The 26,886-nt window shown below is 64.8% G+C and carries 19 protein-coding genes and 1 pseudogene; 1 reads left to right on the top strand and 19 read right to left on the bottom strand.

Features of this window, described 5'->3' with window-relative positions:
- Window positions 1-40 precede the first annotated feature (40 nt).
- The 14 genes from KDK82_RS33205 to KDK82_RS15445 form a co-directional block, all read right to left on the bottom strand.
- Window positions 41-433 carry a hypothetical protein gene (locus tag KDK82_RS33205; RefSeq protein WP_256974488.1) on the bottom strand — a complete coding sequence of 131 codons (393 nt, stop codon included), beginning with the start codon at window positions 431-433 and terminating at the stop codon, window positions 41-43.
- Window positions 430-1,302, bottom strand: a complete 873-nt coding sequence (locus KDK82_RS15385) for a DUF6402 family protein (RefSeq protein ID WP_256974489.1) — start codon at window positions 1,300-1,302, stop codon at window positions 430-432. Before KDK82_RS15385 ends, KDK82_RS33205 begins: the two co-directional genes overlap by 4 nt.
- 659 nt (window positions 1,303-1,961) lie before the next feature.
- Window positions 1,962-3,134, bottom strand: a complete 1,173-nt coding sequence (locus KDK82_RS15390; RefSeq protein ID WP_088165384.1) for a DUF4272 domain-containing protein — start codon at window positions 3,132-3,134, stop codon at window positions 1,962-1,964.
- Between the two features lie 96 nt (window positions 3,135-3,230).
- Window positions 3,231-4,763 (bottom strand): sigma-54-dependent Fis family transcriptional regulator, encoded by a 1,533-nt coding sequence (locus KDK82_RS15395; protein WP_088165385.1) that lies wholly within the window; start codon window positions 4,761-4,763, stop codon window positions 3,231-3,233.
- A 71-nt stretch (window positions 4,764-4,834) separates the two neighbouring features.
- Window positions 4,835-5,155: a helix-turn-helix transcriptional regulator gene (locus tag KDK82_RS15400; protein WP_013803351.1), complete on the bottom strand. Its 321-nt coding sequence runs from the start codon at window positions 5,153-5,155 to the stop codon at window positions 4,835-4,837.
- A gap of 153 nt (window positions 5,156-5,308) precedes the next feature.
- Window positions 5,309-7,831, bottom strand: a complete 2,523-nt coding sequence (locus KDK82_RS15405) for a TonB-dependent receptor (RefSeq protein WP_088165386.1) — start codon at window positions 7,829-7,831, stop codon at window positions 5,309-5,311.
- An 86-nt stretch (window positions 7,832-7,917) separates the two neighbouring features.
- Window positions 7,918-8,955: a siderophore ABC transporter substrate-binding protein gene (locus tag KDK82_RS15410; RefSeq protein ID WP_088165387.1), complete on the bottom strand. Its 1,038-nt coding sequence runs from the start codon at window positions 8,953-8,955 to the stop codon at window positions 7,918-7,920.
- 64 nt (window positions 8,956-9,019) lie between these two features.
- Window positions 9,020-9,982: an iron chelate uptake ABC transporter family permease subunit gene (locus KDK82_RS15415; RefSeq protein WP_088165388.1), complete on the bottom strand. Its 963-nt coding sequence runs from the start codon at window positions 9,980-9,982 to the stop codon at window positions 9,020-9,022.
- A complete protein-coding gene (locus KDK82_RS15420; protein ID WP_088165389.1) occupies window positions 9,982-10,986 on the bottom strand; it encodes an ABC transporter permease in 1,005 nt (334 codons plus the stop codon). Before KDK82_RS15420 ends, KDK82_RS15415 begins: the two co-directional genes overlap by 1 nt.
- Entirely contained in the window at window positions 10,983-12,782 is a 1,800-nt protein-coding gene (locus KDK82_RS15425) for an ABC transporter ATP-binding protein (RefSeq protein ID WP_088165390.1), read from the bottom strand. The genes KDK82_RS15420 and KDK82_RS15425 overlap by 4 nt, the downstream gene beginning before the upstream one ends.
- Window positions 12,776-14,590: an ABC transporter ATP-binding protein gene (locus KDK82_RS15430; protein WP_088165391.1), complete on the bottom strand. Its 1,815-nt coding sequence runs from the start codon at window positions 14,588-14,590 to the stop codon at window positions 12,776-12,778. Before KDK82_RS15430 ends, KDK82_RS15425 begins: the two co-directional genes overlap by 7 nt.
- A gap of 153 nt (window positions 14,591-14,743) precedes the next feature.
- Window positions 14,744-15,751, bottom strand: a complete 1,008-nt coding sequence (locus KDK82_RS15435; RefSeq protein ID WP_088165392.1) for a FecR domain-containing protein — start codon at window positions 15,749-15,751, stop codon at window positions 14,744-14,746.
- Between the two features lie 13 nt (window positions 15,752-15,764).
- Complete coding sequence (locus tag KDK82_RS15440; protein WP_013803359.1) at window positions 15,765-16,283, bottom strand: sigma-70 family RNA polymerase sigma factor; 519 nt, start codon at window positions 16,281-16,283, stop codon at window positions 15,765-15,767.
- Between the two features lie 146 nt (window positions 16,284-16,429).
- On the bottom strand, window positions 16,430-17,731 hold the full coding sequence (locus KDK82_RS15445; protein ID WP_088165393.1) for an SGNH/GDSL hydrolase family protein: 1,302 nt from the start codon (window positions 17,729-17,731) through the stop codon (window positions 16,430-16,432).
- Between the two features lie 98 nt (window positions 17,732-17,829).
- Here KDK82_RS15445 and KDK82_RS32100 point away from each other — a divergent pair, with 98 nt between their 5' ends.
- On the top strand, window positions 17,830-18,273 hold the full coding sequence (locus KDK82_RS32100) for a hypothetical protein (RefSeq protein ID WP_143343471.1): 444 nt from the start codon (window positions 17,830-17,832) through the stop codon (window positions 18,271-18,273).
- Window positions 18,274-18,678: 405 nt separating this feature from the next.
- On the opposite strand, the gene KDK82_RS33395 is transcribed toward KDK82_RS32100, so the two are convergent.
- The 5 genes and pseudogenes from KDK82_RS33395 to KDK82_RS15465 all read right to left on the bottom strand — a co-directional run bounded on the left by KDK82_RS33395 (window position 18,679) and on the right by KDK82_RS15465 (window position 26,743).
- Window positions 18,679-18,747 (bottom strand): RHS domain-containing protein, encoded by a 69-nt coding sequence (locus KDK82_RS33395; protein ID WP_088165551.1) that lies wholly within the window; start codon window positions 18,745-18,747, stop codon window positions 18,679-18,681.
- A gap of 407 nt (window positions 18,748-19,154) precedes the next feature.
- Window positions 19,155-19,547: a hypothetical protein gene (locus KDK82_RS32110; protein WP_143343472.1), complete on the bottom strand. Its 393-nt coding sequence runs from the start codon at window positions 19,545-19,547 to the stop codon at window positions 19,155-19,157.
- 497 nt (window positions 19,548-20,044) lie between these two features.
- Window positions 20,045-24,142, bottom strand: a pseudogene (locus KDK82_RS15455) (RHS repeat-associated core domain-containing protein); the annotation flags it as partial.
- Window positions 24,143-24,659: 517 nt separating this feature from the next.
- Window positions 24,660-26,174: a tripartite tricarboxylate transporter permease gene (locus KDK82_RS15460; RefSeq protein WP_088165394.1), complete on the bottom strand. Its 1,515-nt coding sequence runs from the start codon at window positions 26,172-26,174 to the stop codon at window positions 24,660-24,662.
- Window positions 26,174-26,743 carry a tripartite tricarboxylate transporter TctB family protein gene (locus tag KDK82_RS15465; RefSeq protein WP_063326714.1) on the bottom strand — a complete coding sequence of 190 codons (570 nt, stop codon included), beginning with the start codon at window positions 26,741-26,743 and terminating at the stop codon, window positions 26,174-26,176. The genes KDK82_RS15460 and KDK82_RS15465 overlap by 1 nt, the downstream gene beginning before the upstream one ends.
- Between the last annotated feature and the right edge of the window lie 143 nt (window positions 26,744-26,886).

The following is a 26,886-nucleotide window of genomic DNA, read 5'->3' on the forward strand; positions in this document are numbered from 1 at the left end:
TGCAATCGTCCGGGATGCGACATCTACTGGCAACGATGACCTAATTTGTCATTTGCTCAAGAGTTAATCTTGGGCAATCTTGGCACTCCCTTGGAATATTTTCAAATATCACATCATTTCCCACCATGATGCTATTCATTGGCGGTTCAAGATACCAATATATTGAGCCATTCAGCCAAAGATCCACCACAGCGCTTTCAGAAATAAGTCTACTTGTTTTTACTTCATAAAGACGCACAGTCATGGGCATTTTCATCTGGTGATAAATCAGTTTCTGGGCTAATGGCACGTAATAGTACTCAACCCTGTAAACGCCGCGGGGGCTGATGCTCTCACCTTGTTTCTTTGGTATCATGAACAGCAAAAGCAATACCGTAACCACTACCATCCCCAGGATGATAAATATCCATTTTTTACTATATTTAATCTTCACAAAATTATCTCCTGAGGGTGATTTATTTTTACCCTATGAACATTAGATAAAATCATAAAATCACCACCTCTATTGTTTTTTCTTCTCCATTCTCGAAAATCATCATTTTGCACTGCATATTTATATTTTTTTACATCTTCGGGTTTCTCATGCACCGTTTTCCTCTCTGTCTCAACATCCCAACGTATTTGATAGGTTCTTTCAACCCCTTCAAATCCCCAAAACCCTAATGGCTGGGACAAAAGATCAAAAGAATCATTGAAATCATAGGCATCCCTTAGATAAAAACCCAGTTCTTCAGGAATGAATTTCAGTTCACTGCCACTAGAAACAACAGTACCCTCCACTGCAACGTTCATTTGCGCCTCGCCCATTGCCCCATAGAAATCATCCATCGGATCGCTGAGATGCCCAAATTTGATGTAATTTACTTGGCAGGTTTCTTCCAATATTTTTGAAGAACGAGATAGATCACCGAATTTCCAGGGTTTATCGGATTTTCCCAGGCTTTGAGCTAAGATTCGAGATTTCAAAACCATCCTACCCGACTTTGAATCCCATCTTCTAGTCAATTCGGACATTGCATTTTGCACTCGAGCGAATCCAAGCGCCCATTGCATGGTAACCAAGCCTTCTTCCAAATATGCTGCCCCAAGTGCATTTGGACGATAGTGTCCTTTTCCCAGCTTCATATCATCGGGCATAGCAAAAGCAGCGCCATTGAACCAACGCTCCATCAATGCGGCAGCCACATGCCAACCAAGCCTTGTACGCATTACCAACGGAATATCTCGCAACTGAAAAACCTCAGTTGTGTATTTATGTCTGGGTAACTCTTTTAATTGAGATCTGAAAACTTCCTGATCCATTTTAATCAACTCAGACACTAGCATCCCCCATATCACTAAAAGAGGTTTATTGTATCTTTCAAGAATTCATTAAAACAACCCAATCAATCAGCATGTTGGAAAACGACCAATGAGCATGGCATGCTAACCACTCCGGAAGCTCCAATCGGTAACCAGCTGTCTACTACTTCGCCTTCGACGCAAGGAGCGCAACCTATCAGGGGGTTGCCGCTGGTGCCGTCTGCATCACAATTTTTGGTGCAACGAATTGAATTGGGGAAACAACGCAGACACGGTTTGATTCAGCTTGCAAATACTCCGGGGTCCACGCCATCCCTCCCAATCCAGAGGCAGCCCGACGGCCTGTGCGACCTGTCCAGCACAGACGGCCCCTGGTGCGTCTGCCGCTGGCTTGCCACCATCAAATGCAACGCGACGGTATGCCCGAAGCCTGCGTGCGTTGCCGGCATATGGTTTCAAGGAGCAATTGGCTGGAGAGTTCAAGCCACCAGCCGCTCACTACGCGTTGTGCAGCGACAGCCAAGGGTTCTACGCCGAGTCTCTGACGCCCTTTCCGGCAGCGGGCGCAAGTGGGATGGCACACCAGAAGCCACGATGCAGATGGCAATAATGCTCGCCCCGATCCGCATGGGTTCTTGATGCACCCTGCGCAGCACGTCTCAGGTGGGCGTGTCCACGTCATCCCAGTCATTGCCTTCGAAGCGCACCAGCCAGTTCAGCGCATGGTGGCGTTCCATGAGCACGTCGGCGTTCAGCCCGGCTGGCGCGGGCTGCTGTTGCACCTGGGCCTGGCGCACGATCCAGTGCAGGCGGTAGTGCTGGTCCAGGGCGTCGAGGATTTCGCTGTCGGGCCGCATGTGTGCGGCATGCAGGGCGCCTTGCAGGTCGCCCGCCTGCAGCAGGGTGCGCGAGGTGAGCGGCACGTCGCAGATGGCGTCGGGGAACGGCAGCGCATCGACCAGGCCCAGCGCCCATTCCAGCAAATACGCGGCTTCGTAGCGCCAGCCGAACTTGGCGATGGCCTCTTCGGAGGGCTGGGCAGTGGCCATGAATTCGCGCTCGTTGGGGGTGAGCGCAGCCTGGGCGGCCGGCAGGCGCTGGAACAACTGCTCGGGCGTGAGCGGTTCGCCACTGTTCAGTGCTTCGTTCAGTGCGTCGTTCAGTGATTCGGCGCGCACGGCCACGGCCAGCAGGGCAAAGGCACGGGCGGCGATCTCATCAGGTGCGCGCATGCGCAGTTCGGGCTCGGAGATCAGCGGCGGCAGGCTGGCCGCTGGCGTGAAGCCGCGCTGCGCCAGCACCTGCTCGCTGCGCTGCTTGCGCTGCCAGGCCTGCTGCGGATAGGGCAGCGCAGCCTGGTCATCAGGCTCGGCGCCGTTGGCATCCAGCAGGATGCGGCCTTGCGGATCGCGGATGCTGCCGTCCGTCAGAAAGGCGATGGCGTTGGCGCGCCGCGCCCAGCCGGCAAAGGCATCGAGCTGGGCCGGCGCAATGCCCAGGCTCAGGTGCTGCTGCACACGCTGGATGTGGCGCATGGCGTGGTAGCGGTTGCGCGTCATCTGCCCATCGCCGCGCCCCAGCACATAGCCGACAAAGCCGGAAAGATGGGGCGCCAGCTCAGGGTCCGAAAGATCGCGGCGCCCGGCCAGCGTGTGCGGGAAATCGAGCGCCGGAAGGTCCCAGACGGTGCAGTAGGCGTTGATGAGTACTTCGTCTTCTGCGGCATCCGACTGGGGTTCGTGCGGCTGGCGCTGCAGGTGTTCCTGTTGGCGAGCGGGCTCGGGGTCGGGCTTGCTGAATGCGGTCTTGAGGCGGGTGAGGAGGTTTTTCATGTTCACGGGCTTGGTTCCGGGCTTGGTTCCGGGATTGGTAGCGGCAGGAAACGCAACGCCTCTTGGCCACAGTGCGGCTTGCAGGCGGCGGGTGACTCAGCCCTGCAGCTCCAGCACCGCCATCCGGTCATACAGCGTGGCCCGCGAGATGCCCAGCTGGCGCGCCGTGGCCAGTTTGTTGCCGCTGTTGGCGGCCAGCGTGGCGGTGATGGCCTTGCGTTCCAGCTCGGCCACCTGCTGGGCCAGGGGGCGCAGCAGGTCGGTGTCGGCGGGGCTGTTGTGGGCAGGGGACGGGGCGGGTGCAGTCTCGGGGCCGGGCGCGGGGGCGGCGGGTTCCACGCCGGATAAGCGCAGCACTTCGCGCAGTTGCTCTGCGTTGATGGCGGTGTCTTCGCTGCGCATGGCGGCCTGCTCCAGCACGTTGCGCAGCTCACGGATGTTGCCGCGCCAGGTCTGGCCGGCCAGCAGGGCCAGGGCGTCGGGCAGGAGTTCTGGCGGGGGCATGTCGTTGCGCAGGGCCAGTTCTTCGGAGAGGACTTCGACCAGGGCCGGGATGTCGCGCCTGCGTTCGCGCAGCGGCGGCACGCGGATGGGCAGCACGTGCAGGCGGTAGAAAAGGTCTTCCCTGAAGCGGCCGTCGCGCACCATCTGCGGCAGGTCGCGCGAGGTGGCTGCCACCACGCGCACGTCAAAGCGCACGAGCTGGTTGGAGCCCAGCGGTTCGATCTCGCCCTCCTGCAGCGCACGCAGCAGCTTGGCCTGCAGGTTCAGGGGCATGTCGCCGATTTCGTCGAGGAACAGCGTGCCGCCGTCGGCCAGCCTGAACTTGCCGTCGCGCGGCTTGCGGTCTGCGCCGGTGTAGGCGCCGGGGGAAACGCCGAAGAATTCGGCCTCCAGCAAGGCATCCGGCACGGCGGCGATGTTGACGGTGACGAAGGGGCCGCCGGTGCGGGCCGATGCGGCGTGGATGGCATGGGCCAGCAGTTCCTTGCCGGTGCCGGTCTCGCCCAGCAGCAGCACGGGACTGAGCGACTGGGCCGCGCGGCGCGCCTGGCGCTTGACCTCCACGGCCGCCGGGCTGCTGCCGACAAAGCTGGCAAAGCTGTATTTGGCGCGGCGCTCGCCCTGCACGGCCACGCGCAGGCTGCGGTTGCGCTGGGCGGCCAGCTCGCGCCGGGCCTCGTCCAGGTCGCGCTGCAGAACGGCGAACTTGCTGATGAGGGGCTGCAGCGTGGTCTCCGGCTGGTCGAAGAGCACGATGCCGATGGCACCGATGACCGCGCCCGCATCGTCCTTGAGCGGGATGCGGCTGACCACGAAGGTGCCGGCGCGGTTGGTGAGCAGGTCGATGAGTACGGGCTCGCCGGTTTCCAGCACGCGGCGCATGCGGGTGTTGGGGATGACGTCCTCGACCATGTGGCCCAGGAAGTCGTCCACCGAGGCCACGCCCAGGTCGGGCAGGAAGCGCTGGTAACCCTCGTTGACCCAGACGATGCGCCCTGCCCTGTCGGCCAGGAACATGCCCTGGCTCATGGTGGAGAACAGCTGGAACATGGAGCGCGCTGCCAGCGCGAGGATGCCGTCGGCATCGAGCGGCAGGGGCTGGACCAGGGTGGGTGTGGGCGGCATGGATGGCATCCTAGCCGAGTCGCCTTGAGTCCCCTTGAGATCCCTTTTTGCAGCCTGCGCGTCTGCCGCGCTCAGCCCTGCGCGATGGCGACCTGGGCGCAGATGGCGCGGCACATCTGCGCCGCCTGCGCGTTGGCGATGAAGTAGTAGATGCTGACGCCTTCGCGACGCCGGCCCAGCACGCCGGCCTGGTACAGCGTGTTCAGGTGCTGGGACATGTTGGGTTGCGTGGTGGTGATGTCGGCGAGCAGTTCGGTCACGTTCTTCTCGCCATGGCACAACACGCTGATGATCTTCAGGCGCACGGGCGCCGCCATGGCACGGAACAGCTCCGCAGCGCTCTCGAACACGCTGTCGTCGCTCAGGTCCATGCTGTCATTGCGGCTGTCCATAGGCGTCTGTCATCCTGGTAATGGAGGGTGGGCGGGTTGGCGGGCCGGCATGCTCGCCGCCCCATCGGGCTAGTTTATAGCCCGCAGGGCGGCAGCGCAGGCTCGGCCCGGCTCGGGCTCGGCTTGATCTACGGCAAGGCGCCGTGTCATCGCTCAGAAATCAACCGTGGCCGACAGCATGAAAGTGCGCGGCGCGCCCAGACCCAGGCTGGTCCACAGCGGCGTGGCCCAGTAGGCCTTGTTGGCCACGTTGGTGATGCTGCCGCGCAGCGTGAGCGGATGGCCGGCCGCCGTGGTCACATAGCGCGCGCCAACGTCGAACACGGTGCGGCCCGGCACGGACAGCGAGTTGTCGGCATTGATGTACTGCCTGGATGCCGTGGTGGCATTGGCCGTCAGCGTCAGGCCCTGCAGGGCAGGCACGTCCCACTCCACGCCCAGCTTGCCCTGCAGCCTGGGCACGCCCGCTGCCAGCTTGCCCTGGTTCACGCCGCCGGCCGTGCGGGTGAGCTTGGGCTGTACGTAGGCAATGCCGCCCATCAGGCGCACGCCCGTGGCCACGTTGCCGAAGAAGCCCCATTCCACGCCCCGGTTGCGTTGCTCGCCGCCGAAGGAGAAGACGTTGGAGACAGGATCGGTGTAGCCGTTGGGGCGCTGGATCTCGTAGAGGCTGAAGGTGTGGGCGAAGTCGCCCAGGTCCAGCTTCAGGCCCAGCTCCTTTTGCCTGGATTTGTAGGGAGCGAACACTTCGCCCGCGTTGGCCGCCGTCATGGGTGCGGTGGCGCCCTGGCTCAGGCCTTCGATGTAGTTGGCGTAGACCGAGACACGCTCGCTGGCCTTCACCAGCAGCGCGGCGGCCGGCGTGGTGGCGCCCTGGTCATAGCGCGAGGTGCGCGCGCCCGTGGCCACGTTGAAGGTGTCGCTGAGCACCTGCTGGCGGCGCAGGCCCAGGGTGAGCTGCACGCGGTCCTGCGCAAAAGACAGGGTGTCGGCCACGCCGATGCTGGTCAGCCGCAGTTCGGTGCGCGAGATCGGGGGCGCATTGAAGCTGGTGGCCGGGCCCCAGATGGGGTTGTAGATGTTGGTGATCCAGTCCTGGGCCAGCACGTTGCGGCGGCCGAACTGCTTGTCGGTATGCGTGTAGTAGGTGGCGTTGAGCGCCCACTGGTGGCCCACGCCGGCCGTGTTGAACTTGCCCTTGAGGCCGGCCTCGGCCGACTTCTTGTCCATCTCGAATCCCAGGTCGGCCAGGTTGGTGCGGTAGTCGCCTGCCGTGTTGAAGACCTGGATCAGATAGGCGCCCGTGGAGCGGTACCGGGTCTTGCTGGTGCCCACGGCGGCATAGGCCGTGACGCGGTCGCCCAGGTCAAGCTCGCCGCGCACCATGGCGCCCTTGTCCTTGGTGTCGTAGAAGGCCCAGCTGGGGTTGAGCAGGGTGTCGGCCTTGGGCGGCTTGGGCACGGGCAGGCCTGCGGCCAGGTTGATGCCGCGGTTCAGGCCGTCGGTGCGGTCATCGCTGCTGTACAGGTCGGCCGACAGACGGGCACGGTCGCCGCGCCAGTCCAGGCCCAGCGAGGCCAGCCGGGTTTCCTTTTCCTGGTGGTTCACGGCGCCGTCGCCATCGCGCAGCACGCCGTTGAAGCGGATGCCGAACTGCTTGCGCTCGCCAAAGCGGCGGCCCAGGTCGATGTGGGCCCCCAGTTGCGCATCGGACATGAAGGAGGTGGTCAGCCGCGTGAGCGGCTCGTCGCCCGCGCGCTTGGGCACGAGGTTGACCGTGCCGCCCACCGAGCCGCCGGGCGGCATGCCGTTGAGCAGGGCCGATGGGCCCTTGAGCACGTCCACGCGCTCGAACATTTCTGGCGATGCGCGGTAGAACGGCGCCACGCCGAACAACCCGCCAAAGGTGACATCGCCAATGCTGGAGCTGAAGCCGCGAATGGAATAGTTCTCGCTGATGATGCCGGTCATGCCCGTGCTGAACACGGTGGGGTCGGCGGCCGAGATCACGTCGGTGATGTCGCGGGCCTGGCGGTCGGCCATGAATTTCTCGGTGTAGCTGATGGTGTTGAAGGGCGTCTCCATGAAGTCCTTGTCGCCCAGCAGGCCCATGCGGCCGCCCGTGGAGACCTGGCCGCCGGCATAGGCTTCCGGCGCCTGCTGAGCCTGTGCGCGCACGGTGACGGCGGGCAGGAGCACGCCGCCCTCCACGGGCGCTGCCGCATTGCGGTCACGGCCCAGGGTGTAGCTGCCGTTGGCCTCGCGCAGAGCGCGCAGGCCCTGGCCGCGCAGCAACTCGGCAAAGCCTTCGGCCACGCTGTAGCTGCCCGACAGGCCTGCACTGCTGCGGCCTTGCAGCAGGCTGGAATCGACCGTCAGCTCCACCCCGGCCGCTGCGGCAAAGGCGTTGAGCGCCTGGCCCAGCGGGCCGGCGGGGACGCTGAAGGCGCGGCGGGCCTCGCCGGGTGCCGCCCCGGAGGCTGCTCCAGATGCGGCCCCCTGGGCAGCCGCCTGCGCCAGCGCGGACGGCATGGCCACGGCCAGGCCGCCCAGTGCCAGGCCCGCCATGCAGAGCATTTGCACGGCGATGGCCGTGTGCCTGGAGGCAAAGGCCGGGTGCGGCAAGGCGCGCGATGCGCCGTTCTGCGCGGGGCGGGATGGATGGCGTAGTGCCATGCGGGACTCCTTTCGGTTCGGGTAGGCGTTGGGTGTTTCACCTTGTCTTCCGAACGAGAAAGCCAAACCCTCAATCGAGAATGCGATCAATTTGCAACCGCAGCGGCCACCGGGCCCGCGCCCGCTGCCGGCGCATCGCCGTAGCCCTTGAGCACGTCATCGACCATGAGCTTCACCGAGGTCACGCTGGCCGCCGTGACGTACCAGGCCTCTGAATCGACGAAGACCACGCGGTTGTTCTTCCAGGCGCTGGTCTGGCGCAGCAGCGGGTTGTCCATGCCGGCAGCATCCATGCCCGGGCGGCGCTGCATGATGGCCGTGCGGTCGATCACATAGAGGATGTCCGGGTTGGCCTGCTGTATGAATTCGCTGGAGATGGGCTGGCCGTGCAGGTCGGCCTCGGCCGCCGTGCTGGCGGGCTTGACGCCCAGCGCGTTGAAGACAAAGCCGTAGCGCGACTGCGGCCCGAAGGAGCTGAAGGCGCCGTTGTTGTGCATGACGATGAGGGCCGTCTCCGCACGGCCCTCGGTGGCGCGCCGGGCCTGGGCGACCTTGTCGTCCATCTCGGCGGCCTTGGCGCGCGCCAGGTCCTCCTTGCCGAAGATGCGGCCCAGGGTGAGCAGATGATCGCGCACGGTGTCCAGGTGCCGGGTGCCGCTGTTCCTGAAGTCCACGTCGAAATGCACCGTGGGCGCAAAGCCCGAAAGCTCCTGGTAGGCGCTGGCCTGGATGGGCGAGATCAGCACAAGGTCAGGCTTGAGCGCGTGCACGCGCTCCAGGTTGGGCTGGACGATGGAGCCCAGGTCCTGCACGCTGGCATCGTCCTTGTACCGGGCCAGGAAGTGGGGCACGAAGTCCTTGGGCATGCCGGCAATGGGCACGCCGAGCTGGTCGAGGAAGTCGGCCTCGTTCATGTCCAGCGCGGCCACGCGCTGCGGCGGGCGCTCCACCACCGTGGTGCCCAGCTGGTGCTGCACGGTGACGGGCTTGAACTCGCCGGCCGCCGCCTGCGGCGCTGCGGCCTGTGCCGACGGTTTGGCGGGCCGGTCGCAGGCCGACAGGGCCAGGGCAGCGGCCAGGGCCAACATGGAAGCGTGATGGGGAGTGCGGAACAGACGGGTCACTGGCTTTCTCTCCTGAAAAATGGGATGCATTGCATTGGGTGTTTTTGGGAGGCCGGGGGCCGGCTCAGGCCCGGCCACGCCCGCGCACCATGAGCGCGAGGAAGTAGCTGCCGCAAACCAGGTTGACGAGGATGCCCACCGAGGTGCGGTAGTTGAAGACATGCTCCACCGCCAGCTGCGCCGCGATGAAGATGGACACGGCCACGGCGCAGCCCAGCGGCAGCGTGACGCGGTGGCGCGCCGTGCCCGCCAGCGCATAGCTGATGTGGGCCACGAAGATGCCCATGAAGGCCGTGGGCCCCAGCAGGCTGGTGGACACCGCCACCAGCGCGGCAATCAGCGCCAGCTGCAGGCGCAGCTGGCGCTGGTAGTGCACGCCCAGCGAGATGGCCTGCTCGCGGCCCAGGGCCAGCACATCCAGCACGGGCAGGCTGCGCCGCACGATCACGCAGGCCACGGCCACGATCAGCGCCGACCACAGCAGCTGCGCGGGCCGGGCGCGGTTGAACGAGGTGTAGCTGTAGCCCTGCAGCACCGAGAATTCGCCCGGGCTGATGCGCAGCTGCACGAACTGCGTGAAGGTGCCTATCACCATGCCCAGCACCAGGCCCAGCAGCAGCAGGAAGTACACGTTGTCCCGGCCCCCGCCCAGCAGCCAGCTTTGCAGGGCCCAGGAGTAGCCCAGCATGCAGGCCACCGACAGCCAGAAGTTGCCGCTGGGGCCCAGCACCACCAGGCTTTGCACGCCCATGGCCAGCACCAGCAGCGCCTGCAGCAGCAGGTAGACCGCCTCGTAACCCATGATGGCGGGGGTGAGGATGCGGTTGCCCGCAAGCGTCTGGAAGACGATGGACGACAGCGCAATGCAGATGCCGCCGATGACGATGGCCGACAGCCGTGTCAGCCGCCGTGGAATGACATAGCCGAAGTCCAGCCCCGAGCCCAGCAGCACGAAGCAGGCCGCCAGCGCGACGGCAACCACGGCAGCCGCAATCCATGCGGTTGTCTGAGGCAAGGCCTTGCGCATCACGGCCTCTTGCGCAGGATGAGCACGAGGAAGAGCACGCCGCCCACGCTACCCGCCGTCAGGCCGATCGGCACCTCGAAGGGGTGCATGATCAGCCGGCCCACGATGTCGCAGGCCAGCAGCAGCGAGGCGCCGCTAAGCGCGACGATGGGCAGGGTGCGGCCCAGGTTCTCGCCGCAGCGCATGGCCACCAGGTTGGGAATGACCAGGCCCACGAAGGGAATGGCGCCCACGGTGATGACCGTGGCCGAGACGGTGACGGCCACCAGCACCAGGCCCAGTGTGGCCAGGGCCGGATAGCTCAGGCCCAGGCTGGTGGCCATGCCCTCGCCCATGCCCAGCACGGTGAAGCGGTGCGCAAACGCATAGGTGAGCGCCACGATGGGCACGATGAGATAGATGATTTCGTAGTGCCCCTGCACGATGCGCGAGAAGTCGCCCAGCAGCCAGCCCTGCATGCTTTGCAGCAGGTTGTGGCGAAAGGCCCAGAACTCGGCGATGGCGCTGAGCACGCTGCCGTACATCAGGCCCACCACGGGCACCAGCACCAGGTTGCGCAGGCGCATGCGGCGGATGATGGCCACGTACAGCAGGCTGGCGCCCAGGCAGAACACCAGCGCGAACACCATGCGCCAGGCCACGCCCCACGCGCCCGAGGTGAAGGCCGAGGCGGGCGCCACCGTCAGCGACACCAGAATGCCCAGCTTGGCCGCATCCAGCCCGCCGCAGGTAGCAGGCTCCACAAAGCGGTTCTGCACGATCTGCTGCAGCACCACGCCGCACACCGACAGACCTACGCCCGTGAGTACCAGCGCTGCCAGGCGCGGCAGGCGGCTGGCCGTGAGGGTGAGCCAGGCATCGCCCGACAGCGACAGCAGCTGCCCCCAGTCCACCTGCCGCGCGCCGATGAGCACGGACGCGCAGCACAGCGCGGCAAACGGCAGCAGCCACGGCGCCAGGCGCGGGGCCTGCGCCCCTGTCTTTGGCTTCGCAAGCTCGCTCAACGGAGGTCCTCGCCCGTGCCTGTGGCCGTTCCCGTGCGCGTTCCCGCAATGCGCCAGCCCTTGGCGGCGCGCCGCCGCGCCAGAAAGCGCGCGTACAGACCTTGCGCCTGCGCCAGCTGCTGCGGCGTGCCCTGCTCGCTGACGCAGCCCTGGTCCAGCACGAGGATCTGGTCGGCCATGGCCACGGTGGACAGTTGGTGGGCAATCACGATCAGCGTGCGCCGGCCGCGCAGCCGCGCCAGCGCCTGGGCGATGGCGGCCTGGTTCTCGGCATCCAGCGCGGCCGTGGCCTCGTCGATCAGCAAAATGGGCGCATCCTTGATGAGCGCACGCGCAATGGCGATGCGCTGGCGCTCGCCGCCCGACAGGCGCGCCCCGCCCTCGCCCACGGGCGTGTCCAGGCCCTGCGGCAGGCGTTCGATGATCTCGGCCACGCCGGCCTGGCGCGCGGCCTCCATCACCTCGGCATCGCTGGCCTGCGGGCGGCCCATGCGGATGTTGTCGGCAATGGATCCCTGGAAAAGGTAGCTGTCCTGGAAGATCTGGCTGATCTGCCCGGCCAGCCGCTCGCCCGCAATCTGGCGCACATCCATGCCGCCCACCAGCACGCTGCCCTGCTGCACATCGAAAAAGCGCGCGATCAGCCGCAGCACGGACGATTTGCCAGAGCCCGAGGCGCCCACCAGCGCCGTCATCGAGCCCGGTTCCACGCGCAGGCTCAGGCCCCGCAGCACCTCGGGCTGGCCCGGCGCGTAGCGGAACACCACATCGCGCAGCTCCACCGAGGCATCGCGCGGCGCCTGGGGTATGGCGGGCTCGGGCAGCGGCTGGACCGCGAGGATGTCGCGCACGGCATCGAGCTGCACGCGCGCGGCGCGCAGCGAGTCGGCGTAGCCGGCCACCTCCAGCAGCGGATCGACATGGCGGCAGGCCAGCAGCAGGGCCACGATCACGGGGATGGCGGCTTCCATTCCCATGCCCTGTGCTGCAACGCCGCCCAGGCGCTCGTCCAGCCACAGCGCGCCGGCCACCAGCAGGGCCGCAAACACGGCCTGCACGGCCCAGCCATTGAGCACGCCCGACAGCGCCGCCAGGCGGATGGATTGCGCGCCCGATGCGCGCTGCCGGCCCAGTGCCTGCTCCAGCCAGCGCGTGCCGCCGCCTTCGCCATTGAAGGCGCGCAGCACCGACTGCGCCTGCGCAAACTCCACCATGCGCTGGCTGGCGCCAGCCATGCTGCGCTGCAGGCGCTCGTTGGCATGGCGGCCCAGGTGCGCGGTGACCGGCAGCACGCCTGCCAGCAGCGGCAGCGCCAGCAGTGCAATCAGGCCCATGCGCCAGTCCATGGCAAACAGCGCAGCCACCACGGCAACGGGCGCCAGGGCGCCGCTGAACACGGGCGTGAACACATGGGCCGGCAGCTGGGCCACTTCCATCATTCCCTGCGAAACGACGTGGTTGAGCCGGGCCGTGTTCTCAGGGGTGAACCATCCCACGGGCAGCCTGGCCACATGGTCACCCAGGCGGTGGCGTGCCACGCGCAGCACGGCGGCGCCCAGGCCCAGGCCGGCTTTTTCCACCTGGCGCTGCCAGGCCCAGCACAGCACCACGCCCGCCAGCAGCACGGCCAGCCAGGCCGCGGCGCCGCGCGTATCGCCTGCCAGCAGGCGCGACAGCACGGGCACAAGAGCGGTGACGACCAGGCCGCTGAGCAGGCCGTGCAGCACGGCCATCCAGGCATAGCGGCGGAAAAGCCGGGCATCGTCGCCCAGCAGTTGCATCAAGGTCTTCAGCATGGGGGCAGCTCCGGGGCCAGGGCGGGGGTAAAAGGCTGGGCTTGCGTGGGCGGTGGTGCATACCCGCCCAGCGCCCACAGCCGCGCGTAGCGTCCGCCCAGCGCCAGCAGCTCGGCATGGCGGCCGCGCTCGCGGATGGCTCCGCCCTCCACCACCAGGATCTGGTCCGCATGCATGACGGTGTCCAGCCGGTGGGCGATGACCAGCAGGGTGCGTCCGGCGGCCAGGCGCGACAGGGCCTGCTGGATGGCAGCCTCACTCTCGGCATCGGCGGCGGCCGTGGGTTCGTCCAGCACCAGCACGGGCGCATCCAGCAGCACGGCGCGCGCAATGCTCACGCGCTGCTGCTCGCCGCCGGACAACTGGGCGTCTTCGCCGATCACGGAGTCATAGCCGCGCGGCAGCGCCAGGATGCGCTCATGGATGTGGGCGGCGCGCGCCGCCTCCTCCACCTCCTGCGCGCTGGCCGAGGGCCGGCCCAGCGCAATGTTCTCGCGCACGCTGGCGTGCACCAGTCGCACGTCCTGCAGCACAAAGGCCAGGTGGCGGTACAGCTGCCGGGTCTCGATCTGCCGCAGGTCCACCCCGCCCAGCGTGATGCGCCCTTCGTTCGGGTCGAAGAAGCGCAGCAACAGCCGGGCGAGCGTGGACTTGCCCGCGCCCGAGGCACCGACCACGGCGGTCACCGTGCCGGGCCTGAGCGTGAAATCCATGCTCTTGAGCACGTCATGCCCCGCCTCGTAGGCATGGCCCACGCCTTCGAAGCGGACTTCGCAGCCTTGGGGCAGCCTGCATTGATCGGCGGCCGGTTGCTCCAGCACGGGCGTGCGCAGCAGCGCCTGCACGCGCTGGGCGGCGCCCGTGGCGTGGTTGAGCGCATGCAGGTTGAAGCTGAGCAGCTGCAGCGGCGCGCTGATGCCCGGCGCCACCAGGGCAAAGGGCAGCACATCCACGGGCGCCATCCAGCCCAGGGCCGTGAACAGCGTGCCGAAGGCCAGCACCACGCCCAGCACGGCCACGGGCGCGATCAACGCATTGGCATTGGCGCGCGCCGACACCAGCGGGCGCGCAAAGCCGAGGAAGGCGTCGGTAAAACCATCGACGGCCTCGCGGTAGCTGCCATGGGCGCGCCCGCTGGCACCAAAGGCCTTGACCACGGGAATGCCGTGCACGAACTCCACCACGGCGTTGTTGATGCGCGCCAGTCCCGCGCCAAAGGCCGGCATATGGGCACTGCTGGCCTGCATGGCGTGGCGCATCACCAGAAAGAAGATGCCGAACGGCAGGGCCGAGACCAGGGCCATGCGCCAGTCCATGGCAACCAGGTAGGCCGCAGAAGCGGCCACCGTGCCCGCACCGCGCCCCACCGTGGTGTAGAAGTGCGCAGTCAGCTCGTGCAGGGTGGCCACGTCGTCCTGCATGGCCTGCTTGACCTGGCCCGAGGCCCGCTCGGAAAACCAGCCCAGCGGCACGCGCGCCAGCCGCTGCATGGCCGACAGGCGCAGCCCGTGGGTGAGGCGGTTGTCGGCCAGATGCGCGACCAGCTCGCCCGCCGACACCAGGGCCATTCCCGCGAACAGGCAGACAAGGCACAGCGCGATGACGCGCCAGGCATCGGCCGCCACCATGCCGCCATCGGCCAGCGCCAGCCGCGCGATGTGGGCAATGCCCGCCAGCGGCGCCAGCGCCAGCACGGCGCCCGCAAACGACAGCAGCGCGGCAAGAACAAGCTGCGCGCGGATGGGCTGCAGCGTCTGCGCAATGGGGCCGGGGCCGGCCTGGGGGTCATCGGCATCGGTGGAGTGCATGGGATTTCCTGGAAGGCATGGCGGAACAGAAAACAAGGGCTCTTGCCTGTCTTCCGAACGAGAACGCCAAACCCTCAATCCGCAGGGGCAGGAAGTTGAATCAGCCGGTAACGGGCTCCAAGAAACAGGGAAGGCGCCGCGATGAAAGGCGCCTCAGCCCGCCGCCTGCACCGTGACCCAGTAGCGGGTGCGCGCGACCACCTGCACGGGCAGGCCCAGCGCCAGGTTGTGCAGGGCGCGGTCGGTATCGCGCAACGAGAACACGCCCGTGACGCGCAGGCCGGCCACCTGCGGGTCGCAGCGCAGCAGGCCCGTGCGGTAGCGCGCCAATTCGGCCACCAGCTCGCCCAGCGGCATGTTGTCGGCCACCAGCACGCCGCGCGCCCAGGCGGCGGCGCTTTCCTGCGCGGCCACCGGGGGCTGGGCCAGATCGCCGGAGAAGACGGCGCCCTGCCCTGCCTCCACCCGCACCACCTGGCCCGGCGCCCGGGCGGGACGCACTTCCACCGCGCCCTCGAACACGGCCACGCGGGACTGCTCATCTTCCTGGCGCAGCGTGAAGCGCGTGCCCAGGGCCTGCACCGTGCCGTGGCGCGAGCGCACGCGCAGCGGGCGCGGCGCACGTTGCGGATCAGGCGCAGTGGTCACGAGGATTTCGCCAGCGCGCAGCAGGATCAGGCGTTCGGCCCCGTCAAAGCGCAGGTCGATGGCCGAGGCCGAGGCCAGCACCACCTGCGTGCCATCCGGCAGCGTGATCTCGCGGACCTCGCCACGCGCCGTGCCATGGCTGGCAGCGGCGATTTGCCAGGCATCGGTGCCGCGCACCACATGGGCAATGCCACCGGCCATGGCCATGAAGCCCAACACCTGCATGACGCGGCGGCGGCCACGGCGTGGCGCCGGCGACGCAGCGGAGGTGTCCGCCAGCGCATGCCGCGCAATGCCGCCGGGCACGCTGCGCAGCTTGTCGTCAAAGGCCTGCAGCCGGCTCCAGGCCAGCTCGTGCCGCGGATGCTCGGCACGCCAGCGGGCGCAGGCGGCGCGGTCTTCGTCGCTGGCGTCATCGGCCCACAGCCGGGCCATCCATTCGGCGGCGCGCTGGACAATGGCCGGCTCCAGCAGCTCGCTGGAGGCGTCGGGCGATGCAGGCGATGAGGACATGCGGGCGGGCCGTTCAGCACACCGGGCCGTGCAGCGCCTGGTAGCAAGCCAGCAGGCCGGCGGCGATGTATTTCTCCACCGAAGACACGGACACGCCCAGCTCGGCCGCGATGTCGCGGTAGGCCATGCCGTCCAGCTTGCACAGCAGCAAGGCCTTGCGCGCCTTGGGCGGCAGGCCGTTCAGCGCGGCATCGATCTCCACCAGCGCCTCCAGCGCCAGGGCACGTGTTTCTTCGGAGGGCGCCATCTGCTCGGGCAGCAGGGCCAGCGCTTCAAGATAGGCCGCCTCCACGCGGCGGCGCCGGTACAGGTCGATCACCAGGCCGTTGGCGATCTGGGTGAGATGGCGGCGGTGCTCGTCGGCCGGTGGAACACGGCCGGTGCGCAGCAGTTGCAGGTAAACGTCGTGCGCCAGATCGGCCGCATCAAAGGCATTGCCCAGCTTGCGGCGCAGCAGGCCGCGCAACCAGCCATGGTGATCGGTGTAGAGAATTTCGACTTGTTGCTGAAGCGCAAACTCGGCGGCGGCCACGATACCCCTCCCTGTATCCCAGGGCGCAGGCAGGCCAGGGACGAATGACAAATGAGAACCATTTGCATTTTATAGGGAGACAGCCCCGCCGCCGCCAACGCCACCATCAACGCCACCTCCACCGCGTGCAGGCGCGGCTAGCGCGGCTAGCGCGGCAGTATGGCGTTCAGATCCACCGCATCGGCCATGGCGCGGTTGCCTTCGTCGCCAGGATGCAGCCGGTCGCCCGAGTCGAAGCGCGCCGCCATGCGGGAAGGATGGGCGCCATCGCGCAGCACGGCATCGAAGTCGATCACCGCATCGAAGGCGCCGCCCAGGCGTATCCAGGCGTTCACCTGCCGGCGCAGGTCGTCCTTTTCGGCCTGGTAGTAGTCGTCCAGCGGCGTGCCTGGCAAGGCGCCCTCGAAGGGCGGCAAGGTGGCGCCGATCACGCGCAGGCCGTGGCTGCGCGCCCTGGCAACCAGCTGGCGATAGCCCTCTGCCATGTCCTGCAGCGTGGGACGCGGCGCTTGCCGCGCAAAGGCCGTGCCGGGCCAGGAAATATCGTTGATGCCCAGCAGCACGATGAGGCTGCGCACACCGGGCTGGGCCAACACATCACGCTCCAGCCGCGCCAGCGCATGCTCGCCCATGCCATCGGACAGCAGGCGCGCGCCCGAAATGCCGGCATTGACCACCGCCGCGCCGTGCGGCGCAAGGCGCGCAGCCAGGAAATCCGGCCAGCGGCTGTCCCGGTCCAGGCTGGCCGTGGCGCCGTCGGTGATGGAGTCGCCCATCACCGCTACCACGGGCGCCGCAGGCTCCGCGAGGTCGGCCTCGACCTGAATACCCGCCAACAGCGGGCGGGCCGTGCTGCTGATTGCGCCAGGGTCCGAAGTCCGCAGCGCCGCAGCAGCGGACTGGTCGCCCGCCACGATCCAGCCCGTCTGGCGCCCATCCCAGTGAAAACTCTGCACAGGCATGGCGCCGGGCAGGTACAGGCTCACGGCCACCTGCGACAGCGAGGCCAGCGGCAAGGCCACAGGGTCGCTGACCAGGGATGCGCCTGCGGCAATGGTGGCTTGCGCGCCGCCGCCAAAGGTCACGGCCTGCAGGCTGCCAGCGTCAATGGCGCCCGCCGGCAACGGCTTTGCCACGGTCGCCCTGCCCACCGTCACAGGCTGGCCGCCATAGGCGTTGGAAAGCACGATGCGCAGGCGCGGCCCGCCCAGGCTGATGCGCGCCACCTGGCGCACGGTCTGGTCCTGCAGCACGGCGGGCAGATTGGTGGGAAAGAGGAAGTCCGCCCCCCAGGCCGGCTGCGGGCTGGCCTGCCACGTGGCAGCCCAATTGGAGGTTTCAGCCGAACCCGCCGGCACCGTCGAACCCGCCATGGCAGGCGTGGAAATCAAAAGCGCCAGAAGGACCGCGCCCGAGGCCGTGGAAAGCGATGGAAAAAGTTGCCGCATGCAAAGAATCCGATGTCTGTCGATGGCGGGATCATGGATTCAAGGGCTGCGCGGGACTAGACAGTCTGCTGGAACACCATCTGTGAATTTAATTCACGATGAGGCCTGTGCTGTGCTTTGGCAGCGAGGATGGGTTTGGCGTGCCCAGATGGTCGCAGGGATGGCAGGGAATGACGATGCGCCGTTGCCATTCTTTTCCTGCCCTTGAATTTAAGCTGCATTTAACTGAAATTGCTTTGTGCTGTGCGCCGTGGCGCTTTTTTATCACCAATTTTATACGGAGCTTTCCACAGTATATTTTGTATACATACTATTTCTTGAAACGGATGATGATGCAAACACTTGCTATAACAAAAATACAAGCTGATGTTATTATGGAAAATTTATTATCAACAAAAGGTATTTTGAAATTAATAATGCTCTTGAAAATAAATAGGAGAAAAATAGATGCCATTGCATATAACTTATTCTTCGTACATTTGATTTTTGTTACGCAATATATTGAGAATATAAAAACCAACGTATCTACTGAAATTAAATAGATGGCAGATATATCGCCTGATCCCCAGCAAGTAGCGGGCCACATAAATGCTGTGCACGTTATGAAACTGCAATTTCTCATTTTATTTACAGGGGCAGGTGAATCCATTTATGTCGCCGGATTTAAATGCTTCCCACGATTTCTTTGTACTCTCAAATAGAGAGCTATCCTTACTGGGAACAATCGATTCCTTGCCTATATGAATAAGAATTTCCGCAGCACTCTCTTGTCCAGTCCACAGTTGAAAACCCGAGTGAGAGGGTGAAGTCGCATCTTGTATGACGTGCAATGCCGCACCGAAATGGAATGGTGCTGCCTCGGCAGCCGGATCGCCTGGTGTATGCCCTGCGTTTTGTACTCCTGCAGTACCATTTCCCCAAGGGTCCAGCTTTGCTGCTCAGGCCACCTAGCCTTTCTGGTCCGTCAGCGCCATTGGCGTGCCCAGGTGGTCGCAGTCGTAGTGGTGGATGGCGATGTGGGCGTGCTGCTCTCTTTACTGTTTTTACAGTTGAGCCTGTATGCAACTGATCATGGTTTGCGTGAAGGTCAGGGTCAACGTGTGACTGGGGGCGCCCCGGTCGGGCTGGCCTGCGGTAATGGCTTGACCAGCAGAGGGTTCGCTGGCCGTGGTACCCATGCGTGAAGCTACCCGGCTTGTGTAGACCATGGGTTCTATGTGGCGGGTGTCCCCGCCGTGCTGCATGCGTTCGGCGTGGGTGAGGCAGTTGCTATCCCTGTGGTAGAAATGGATGTGTTTAGTACTATATGCGTGATACGAATGCTGCCGCCAGTCACTTAGGTGCTGAGCTTAGACGAGAAATTCATCATGCGCCCTAGGGAGATCGTCCTTGGTGGTTTTTCCTGCTACTGTGGTTAAGTATTCTATTTTTTAAAAATCTTTTCGCACAATAATTTCGTGACTAGAATTATTTCAATATTATCTTCTTTGCTTTCAATGATTATCGCATTTTTTCTATTGAAATTCTTAAAAAATGATCTCTCATTTAATCCAATCTTCTCTCCATCCGTTTTTTCGTCTTTTATATAATCCAGAAATGGTTTAATGGTTGTTGTTTTATATTTTTTCTTTACCTCACCAAATATTTCACTAGGAGTTTTCTTTTGATTTAGATATTGATACTCAAAATACAACTCCTCCAATGATATGCATCCATCGGATCTACTCAACAACATCCATTCTTTTTCATCTGCAGCCATGGAATTTTGAGTAAAAATTAAAATACATAGACTTATAGTTAATGTCAGTTTTCTCATGTTTATTTGCCATTAATTTCAGGATTTAAAATTCCCTAATCAAAACAAGAGCAGTCAAATCTCATTCCATTTTTGAAATCAATCATTTTATCTACTGCAGATTCTATTTGGCTTTGGCTAGGATCATTTTCTATTGATGTTGGGAATGGGCCATGTCTATGAAAGTCACGTTTCCTCCATATCTCGAAATTCGAATGCGCTGGCGATGTCGAATCCATTACTGCATGAAGGCCGAATCCAAGCATAAAATCCGATATTGGATCACCTTCAGCATTTCCATCAATAAAGGTGTCTAGAAATTCGTTTGCCTTCAAGCATGATTCTTTTTTTGACAATGTTTTTGAACTCATTGTATGCATATACCCATGATGCTCGTCCTGAAAACGAGACCTATCAGCCTCTCTTGAGCCTTGCTGCATTCTAGCCACTGAGTCAGAGCTCAAGCCGGCCTTTACTCCGTAAGCATCCAATATCTTATTATGTGCACTTGTGGACCATAGTCCCAAAGGGTCAATTTTTATCATGGGTGATGCTGCATATGCATATACATTCACCCCACCCATCAACCCAATCGGATCCTGATTGACATAACTCCCCAGCACCGGATCGTAATACCGATGCCGGTTGTAATACAGCCCCGTTTCCCTGTCATGGTGCTGCCCCGGCAGCCGGATCGCCTGGTGGATGCCTTGCGGGTTGTATTCCTGCAGCACATTGCCCCAGGGATCCAGCTTGGCGGCCCAGGCCACCTGGCCGGTCTGGTCCGTCAGGGCCATGGGTGTGCCCAGGTGGTCGCAGTGGTAGTGGTGGATGGCGATGCGGGCGTGCTGTTCTTTTTCCTGTTTCTGCAGTTTTGCCTGCATGGCGCTGAGCAGGCTCGTGGTGCTGTCTGCCTGTTCGCCCAGCATGGCCTGGGCGCTGGGCGGCAGGCCGTGCTCCAGGGTGTGGCGCAGGTGGCGGGCAGCGTCTTGCTGCATGTCGCGCGGCATGGCACTGAGCATGGTTTGCATGAGGGCCAGGGCCGGCGTGTGGTTGGGGTCGTCCTGGTCGGGCAGGCCCGCGGTGATGGCCTGCACCAGCAGGTGGGGTTGGTCTTGGGGGTCGCCGCTGGCCGTGGTGCTCAGGCGCACCAGGGGTGTAAAGCTGCCCGGTTCGTAGATGGTGTGCTCTATGTGGTGCGTGTCATCGCCGCCCTGCAGGCGTTCGGTGTGGATGAGGCGGTCTCCGTCCCAGCCGTAGTAGTGGGTGCGGGTGGATTCTGTGGAGTCCGCGCTTTCCACTTGCTGCTTGAGCCTGCGGCCCAGGGCGTCGTAGGTGTAGCGGCTGTGGTGGCGCAGTTGCTCGGCGGTGCCCTGGAGCTGGCTGCTGCGCACGGCGATGAGCTGGTGCGCTCCGTCGTAGTGCAGTTGCTGCTGGCTGTGGTCTGCCTGCATTTGCGCGATGCGGTTGCCGCAGGGGTCGTAGCGCCAGACGCGGTCTTCGGTGAAGCCGATGCGGTTGTCTTCCCAGCGCTGCACGGGGCCTTGCCGCTGGCCTGCAAGGTGGGCCAGGCCCATGAGGTTGAAGTCGGTGTGCCGCCAGTGGGCGTGGACCTGGGCAGCCCAGTTGTCTTGTGAGTCTGTCTGGCCCGTTGCACCGGGTGCTGGCAGGCGGTTGCCTGCAGGGTCGATCTGCCAGCGGGTGGTGGTCTGGGGGTCCTGGCTGTCGGTGGCCGCTCTGAGGCGCCCGGCGCTGTCGTAGCCGTAGCGCAGCAGTTGCGCGGCCTAGCCCGGGGCGCCGGCCTGTTCGATGGCAACGAGCTGGCCCAGGCTGTCGTAGTGGTAGCGGCGGCCGAGGATCTGGCCTATGAGCGGCTGGACCAGGTGATCACGGCCTTCCATGCTCTGCAGGCCTGTGGTGCCCAGGGCCGTGAGTCGGCCCAGGCTGTCCCATTGGCGTTGCACCTGCAGGGGGTTGTGTGCGTCTGCTGCAGAGGTGGGTGGGTGCAGGCTGCGGCGGACTTCGCGGTGCAGGTTGTCGCGCTCGAAGTCGATGAGGCTGGCTCCGTTGAGCTGCAGTCCGTGCACATGGCCTGAGCCGTAGGTGAGCCAGGCGATCTCTCCCAGGCCTTGCAGCTGGCTGTGCTGGCGTGCGCCCAGGGGGTCCAGAGTGTGGGCGATGCGGTGTTCGTATTCGATCTGGTCTGCGGCCCCGTTCCCGTCCTTGCCAGGCCGGTACAGCTGTTGCACTTCTGCGGTGATGCGGCCCAGCGCGTCGCGCTCCAGTGCTATGCGGCTTTGCAGCTGGATGGTGTTCTCTGCGGTGTTCTCGCCAGTGTGCTGCCAGACGCTGGCCGCCGTGAGGCGCCCTGCCGCATCCCATTCGTAGCGGTGGGTTTGCGCGGGCGCATGGGGCGTGGCGGGCAGCTGGCGTTCGACCAATCGCCCGCCTTCGTCCCAGCGATAGTGGCTGCTGCTTTGCTGCGCGGCGTTGCCGTCCGTGGCTTCCATGAGCTGGCCTGCCGCGTCCCAGCGGTAGCGCTGCAGCCGTTGGTCAAACCCTTCTTCCTGCACGAGCCGGTCCAGCGCGTCCCAGGCAAAGCGGCTTTGCGCTCCGTTCTCGTTGACGAGGCGCAGCAGGCGGCCTGCGCTGTCGTATTCGAAGGCCAGGGTGAGGCCGCCATGTGTTCGCTGGACCAGCCTGCCCCAGAGGTCGTAGCGCAGGTGGATGCTGGAGTCTGCGGTCTGGGTTTCGCTGGAGGTGCCGGCAGGCTGGGCCGGCTCGATGCGCGTGAGGTGGCCTGCGCTGTCGTAGTGGTAGCGCTCGATCTGGCCGTTGGGCAGTTCGCTGGCCACGATGCGCCCCTGGCCGTCGCGCTGGTGGCGTTGGCGCTGGCCCAGGGCGTTGTCCACTTCGATGAGCGCCCCCCAGCGGTCGTAGTGGTAGTGCGTGCTGTGGCCCGAGCAGTCGGTGTAGCTGAGCAGTTGGCCCGCGTCGCTCCAGGCCAGCTGTTTGCTGCCGCCCTGCGCGTCTTCGATGCGCCGGGGGCTGTCGCAGGTGAGCGGCGCTTCCTGGGGGTCTGGGTAGTGGTAGCGCTCGGTGCTGCCATCGGCCTGGGTGATCTGGATGAGACGGCCCCAGGCGTCGTATTCGTAGCGGGTGGTGGCCCCTGCCGGGTCGGTGGAGGCGAGCAGGCGGCCCGTGGCTTCGTCGTGTTCCTGCTGGGTGCTGCGCCCGTCGGGCAGTTGCACGCCGATGAGCCGGCCCTGGCCATCACGCCTGAGGTGGACGCTGCGCCCCAGCGGGTCGGTGCGCGAGGCCAGGCGGCCGAAGCTGTCGTAGCTTTGCAGCCAGCGGCTGCCATCGGCCTTGTGGTGGGCGATGAGGCGCGACAGGCCCGCTGCGCCTTCGAAGTAGTAGGTCTCGATGCGATCCAGGCTGTCGCTGACGCGGGTGGCGGCACGCGGCTGGCCATCGGGGCCCGGGGGCTGGGCCAGGTAGTCGAAGCGGTAGCTGAGGCCTTCCTGGTTGCTGTGCTCGATGACGCGGGCACCGGGCTGGGCGCTCTCGTAGCGGTAGCGGTGCCAGGGTCCGCTGGCATGGCGGTGGGCGCTGATGCGGTGGTGGTCCCATTCGAATTCGCGCACGAGCTGACCTGCGCGGTCGTGGACGGTGATGAGGTCGCCTGCGCTGCTGTAGCCGTAGCGCACGAGGGCGATGGGGGTGGACAGGGGCTGCAACGGGTCCTGTGTGAGGTCCACGCCTGTGACCCGCCAGCCGTCGTCGGCGCCCCACAGTCCGTTCAGTCCCTGCGCGTCCTTGCCGCCATGGATGCGCTGGTGCAGCAGCCGGTAGCGCCGGCCTGTGCCGTCGCTCAGCGAGACCAGGCGGCCTGCGGGGATGGGGTCCTTGCTCGCACTGTGGCCGGCCTCGGGCGTGGTGCCGTCGCTGTAGTGGTAGAGCTGGCGGCGCCCGAAGCGGTCGATCTGGGCCATGAGGCGCCAGGGACCGTCGACAGGTTCACCGGGCGCAGGACCAAAGCCCCAGAGGGTGTCGCCATCGCCGCTGACCGCGAGGATGGCTTGCGGGTTGCGCACCAGTGCCTGTTCCACATGCGACCACCGAGGATTGGCGGCCCAGGGCGCTGTGCCGCCGTCCGGCTCCGTGCTGCCGCCGCGCAGCAGCCAGATGTCTTCGCTGGCACTGTGCAGCTGGCCGCCCGGCACCAGAGGCTGGTCGAAAGTGATGACGCGGCCGCTGGCGTCCAGCAGCAAGGTGGCCTCGTCCTGCAGGCGGATGCTGAGCTCCTGCAGCAGGTGCCAGCCATGGCCCAGCAGGCCGCAGGCCGCGCCGTGCTCGGGGTTGACGTAGCTGCTGTACTGGCGCTGCCAGGCCACAGGCAGCGCAGCCGAGGGCAGGGCGAAGTCCAGGTCTTGTGCGCCCAGCAGGACCTTGGCGCCCAGTTGGGGGTTGACGGGGGAGCTGACTGTGATGCCACCTTGGCAGACGGAGCAGGCAAGGCCCCCCTGGCTGCCGATGAGCACGGTGAGCGAGCCGGTGACGATCTTGCCCTTGACGACGCTGTCGGTGATACGGGCTGCGGGTTGGCCACTCATGCAGACTTCTCCTGAGTGGACTTGATGGCGCAGTCGCACTGTATCGCTGTATCCAGGGCGGCAATTGCTTCACATTGCCTCATTCCGGGTAGATGGAAACAGTGGCGGATTCTCTGATGGCCAGGCATTTCATGAGAATGCAGTGGCTCGCCCCATGGCGTGCGGATGGCAAATGGTCGTGTCATTGTGTCAACCGTCCTACGGACGGCTCCCTCTCTCGATGAGCGGGAATCATAGACAGGCCACTGGCAATGGCGCAATTGATTTATGCGTCAGACTCTTCCTATAAATGTAAGCAAATTGATTATCTTGGATACATCAGCAATTGAATTCCGCCTCACCAATGGAAGGACATATCGATAAATTTCTCATGCCATTGGTGCAATGGGCATGAGGCGCCTGCTGATCCGCATCAAGGCGCGCCAATAAAAAAAGCCCCCACCTCGAAAGGCAGGGGCTGTCAGGGGCCCGGGGCGCCATGCGTGACACCGCCGGGCCGGCTAGCAACGGGTTGGCATCAGCCTGCAGCCGCCTCCGGCGAGGGCTTGGGCTGCAGGCGCTTGAGCACGCGCGGCACGATGAGCACGCAGGCCACGATGATGATCAGCGTCAGCGACATGGGGCGCTGCAGGAAGATCCACCAGCTGCCTTCGCCGATGGACACGGCATTGCGCATCTGTGCCTCGGCCAGGGGGCCCAGGATCATGCCGACCACGACGGGCGCGGTGGGGAAGTCGAAGCGGCGCATGATCACGCCCAGCACGCCGATGCCGTACAGCAGGAACAGGTCGAAGGCGCTCTGGCGCATGCCGTAGGCACCCACGGTGGCGAAGATCAGGATGCCTGCGTACAGCTGGGGACGCGGGATCTTGAGCAGCTTGACCCACAGGCCCACCATGGGCAGGTTGAGCACCAGCAGCATCAGGTTGCCGATGTACAGCGAGGCGATGAGCGCCCAGACCAGGGCGGCGGACGAGCTGAACAGCTGCGGGCCGGGGTTGATGCCGTAGTTCTGGAACGCACCCAGCAGAACGGCCGTGGTGTTGCTGGTGGGAATGCCCAGGGTCAGCAGCGGGATCAGCGCGGCGGTCACGGTGGCGTTGTTGGCGGCCTCTGGGCCGGCCACGCCTTCGATGGCGCCCTTGGTGCCGAACTCGGCACGGTTCTCACCCTTGGCCAGCTTCTTTTCGGTGGCGTAGCTCAGGAAGGTGGGGATCTCGGTGCCTCCGGCAGGGATGCAGCCGAAGGGTGTGCCGATGACGGTGCCGCGCAGCCAGGCGGGCCACGAACGCTTCCAGTCGCGGCCGGTCATGTGCACGCGGCCCATCTTGTTTTGCGTATCGACGACCTTGCCTTCGTACATGGCGGCGTACAGCACCTCGGCCACGGCGAACAGGCCCACGGCCACGAGCACGATGTCCACGCCGTCCAGCAGCTCCATCTTGCCCATGGTGTAGCGCGCAGCGCCGGAGATCTGGTCCATGCCGATGCAGCCCAGCGCCAGCCCCAGGAACAGAGCCGTCATGCCGCGCAGCGCGCTTTGGCCGAGCACGGCACTGACGGTGGTGAAGGCCAGCACCATCAGCATGAAGTACTCGGGCGGGCCCAGCTTGACGGCAAAGTCGGCCACCGACGGCGCGAACAGCGTGACGACCACGGTGGCCACGGTACCGGCCACGAAGGAGCCGATGGCGGAGGTGGCCAGCGCGGCGCCCGCGCGGCCGCTCTTGGCCATCTTGTTGCCCTCCATGGCCGTGACCATGCTCGCGGTCTCCCCGGGCGTGTTCAGCAGGATGGAGGTGGTGGAGCCGCCATACATGGCGCCGTAGTAGATGCCCGCGAAGAAGATCATCGAGGCGGTGACCTCGACCTTGGCGGTAATGGGCAGCAGCATGGCCACGGCCACGGCCGGGCCGATGCCAGGCAGCACGCCCACGGCCGTGCCCAGGGCGCAGCCGACCAGAGCCCACAGCAGATTGGCGGGTGTGATGGCGGTGGCGAAGCCCGCCATCAGTGCGTCAAAGATTTCCATTACAGCCACCCCGTCTCAGTCAGGCCCGGCAGGTTGATTGCCAGGAATTGCGTGAAGGCCCAGAACACGGGCGCCGAGATGAGCAGCCCGGTGACCACGTCCTTGACCCAGGTGATGGGTGCGCCCGCCTGGGCCTGGCCGCCAGCACGGCGCAGGCCCTGCACGGCCAGCACGTAGCAGATGGTGCAGCTGACGATGAAGCCCGCCGTGCCGATCAGTGCGGCGTTGACCATCAGGCCGGCCGACACCCAGACGAAGGCGCCGATGTCGGCGCGTGGATGGCCGCCAGGTGCGGAGGCTTCGCGGTAGCCGCCCGTGCGCGCCTCCCAGACCAGCCAGGCGCCGCAGACCGCGAGCACCACGGCGCACAGCCAGGGCAGGAAATTGGGGCCGACGCCGCCGTAGCCGGAGTCGGAAGGAATCTGCAGCGCGCCGAAGGCCAGGCCTGCAGCGACGAGCAGCACGCCAGAGCCGACGATGGTCTGCGCGCGAACCGAGGGAAAGCCGCTGGGCTCATCGGCCTGGGCGGCATCCGTGGCAAGTGGATTGGGTTGTGAGGACTCGGACATGGTCAGTTCCTGGCCGCAGCGGAACCGGCGACCGGGCCGGCCACCGCTGCAGACGTGGGGAAAAAATTAAGCCGCCGGGGCCTGCGGGCCGCTGGCGCGGCGCGCGGGCATCTTCCGCTTCTTGAAGCAGGCGCTGCGACTGG

It is taken from the genome of Delftia sp. K82, assembly GCF_002193035.1.
In the GTDB taxonomy this organism is placed as follows: Bacteria; Pseudomonadota; Gammaproteobacteria; order Burkholderiales; family Burkholderiaceae_C; genus Comamonas; species Comamonas acidovorans.

Excerpts from the sequence above, each read along its gene's own strand:
- KDK82_RS15385 (WP_256974489.1), bottom strand. The coding sequence starts at position 1,302 with ATGGATCAGGAAGTTTTCAGATCTCAATTAAAAGAGTTACCCAGACAT.
- KDK82_RS15390 (WP_088165384.1), bottom strand. The coding sequence starts at position 3,134 with ATGAAAAACCTCCTCACCCGCCTCAAGACCGCATTCAGCAAGCCCGAC.
- KDK82_RS15395 (WP_088165385.1), bottom strand. The coding sequence starts at position 4,763 with ATGCCGCCCACACCCACCCTGGTCCAGCCCCTGCCGCTCGATGCCGAC.
- KDK82_RS15400 (WP_013803351.1), bottom strand. The coding sequence starts at position 5,155 with ATGGACAGCCGCAATGACAGCATGGACCTGAGCGACGACAGCGTGTTC.
- KDK82_RS15405 (WP_088165386.1), bottom strand. The coding sequence starts at position 7,831 with ATGGCACTACGCCATCCATCCCGCCCCGCGCAGAACGGCGCATCGCGC.
- KDK82_RS15415 (WP_088165388.1), bottom strand. The coding sequence starts at position 9,982 with ATGCGCAAGGCCTTGCCTCAGACAACCGCATGGATTGCGGCTGCCGTG.
- KDK82_RS15425 (WP_088165390.1), bottom strand. The coding sequence starts at position 12,782 with ATGCTGAAGACCTTGATGCAACTGCTGGGCGACGATGCCCGGCTTTTC.
- KDK82_RS15430 (WP_088165391.1), bottom strand. The coding sequence starts at position 14,590 with ATGCACTCCACCGATGCCGATGACCCCCAGGCCGGCCCCGGCCCCATT.
- KDK82_RS15435 (WP_088165392.1), bottom strand. The coding sequence starts at position 15,751 with ATGTCCTCATCGCCTGCATCGCCCGACGCCTCCAGCGAGCTGCTGGAG.
- KDK82_RS15445 (WP_088165393.1), bottom strand. The coding sequence starts at position 17,731 with ATGCGGCAACTTTTTCCATCGCTTTCCACGGCCTCGGGCGCGGTCCTT.
- KDK82_RS32100 (WP_143343471.1), top strand. The coding sequence starts at position 17,830 with ATGAGGCCTGTGCTGTGCTTTGGCAGCGAGGATGGGTTTGGCGTGCCC.
- KDK82_RS32110 (WP_143343472.1), bottom strand. The coding sequence starts at position 19,547 with ATGAGAAAACTGACATTAACTATAAGTCTATGTATTTTAATTTTTACT.
- KDK82_RS15460 (WP_088165394.1), bottom strand. The coding sequence starts at position 26,174 with ATGGAAATCTTTGACGCACTGATGGCGGGCTTCGCCACCGCCATCACA.
- KDK82_RS15465 (WP_063326714.1), bottom strand. The coding sequence starts at position 26,743 with ATGTCCGAGTCCTCACAACCCAATCCACTTGCCACGGATGCCGCCCAG.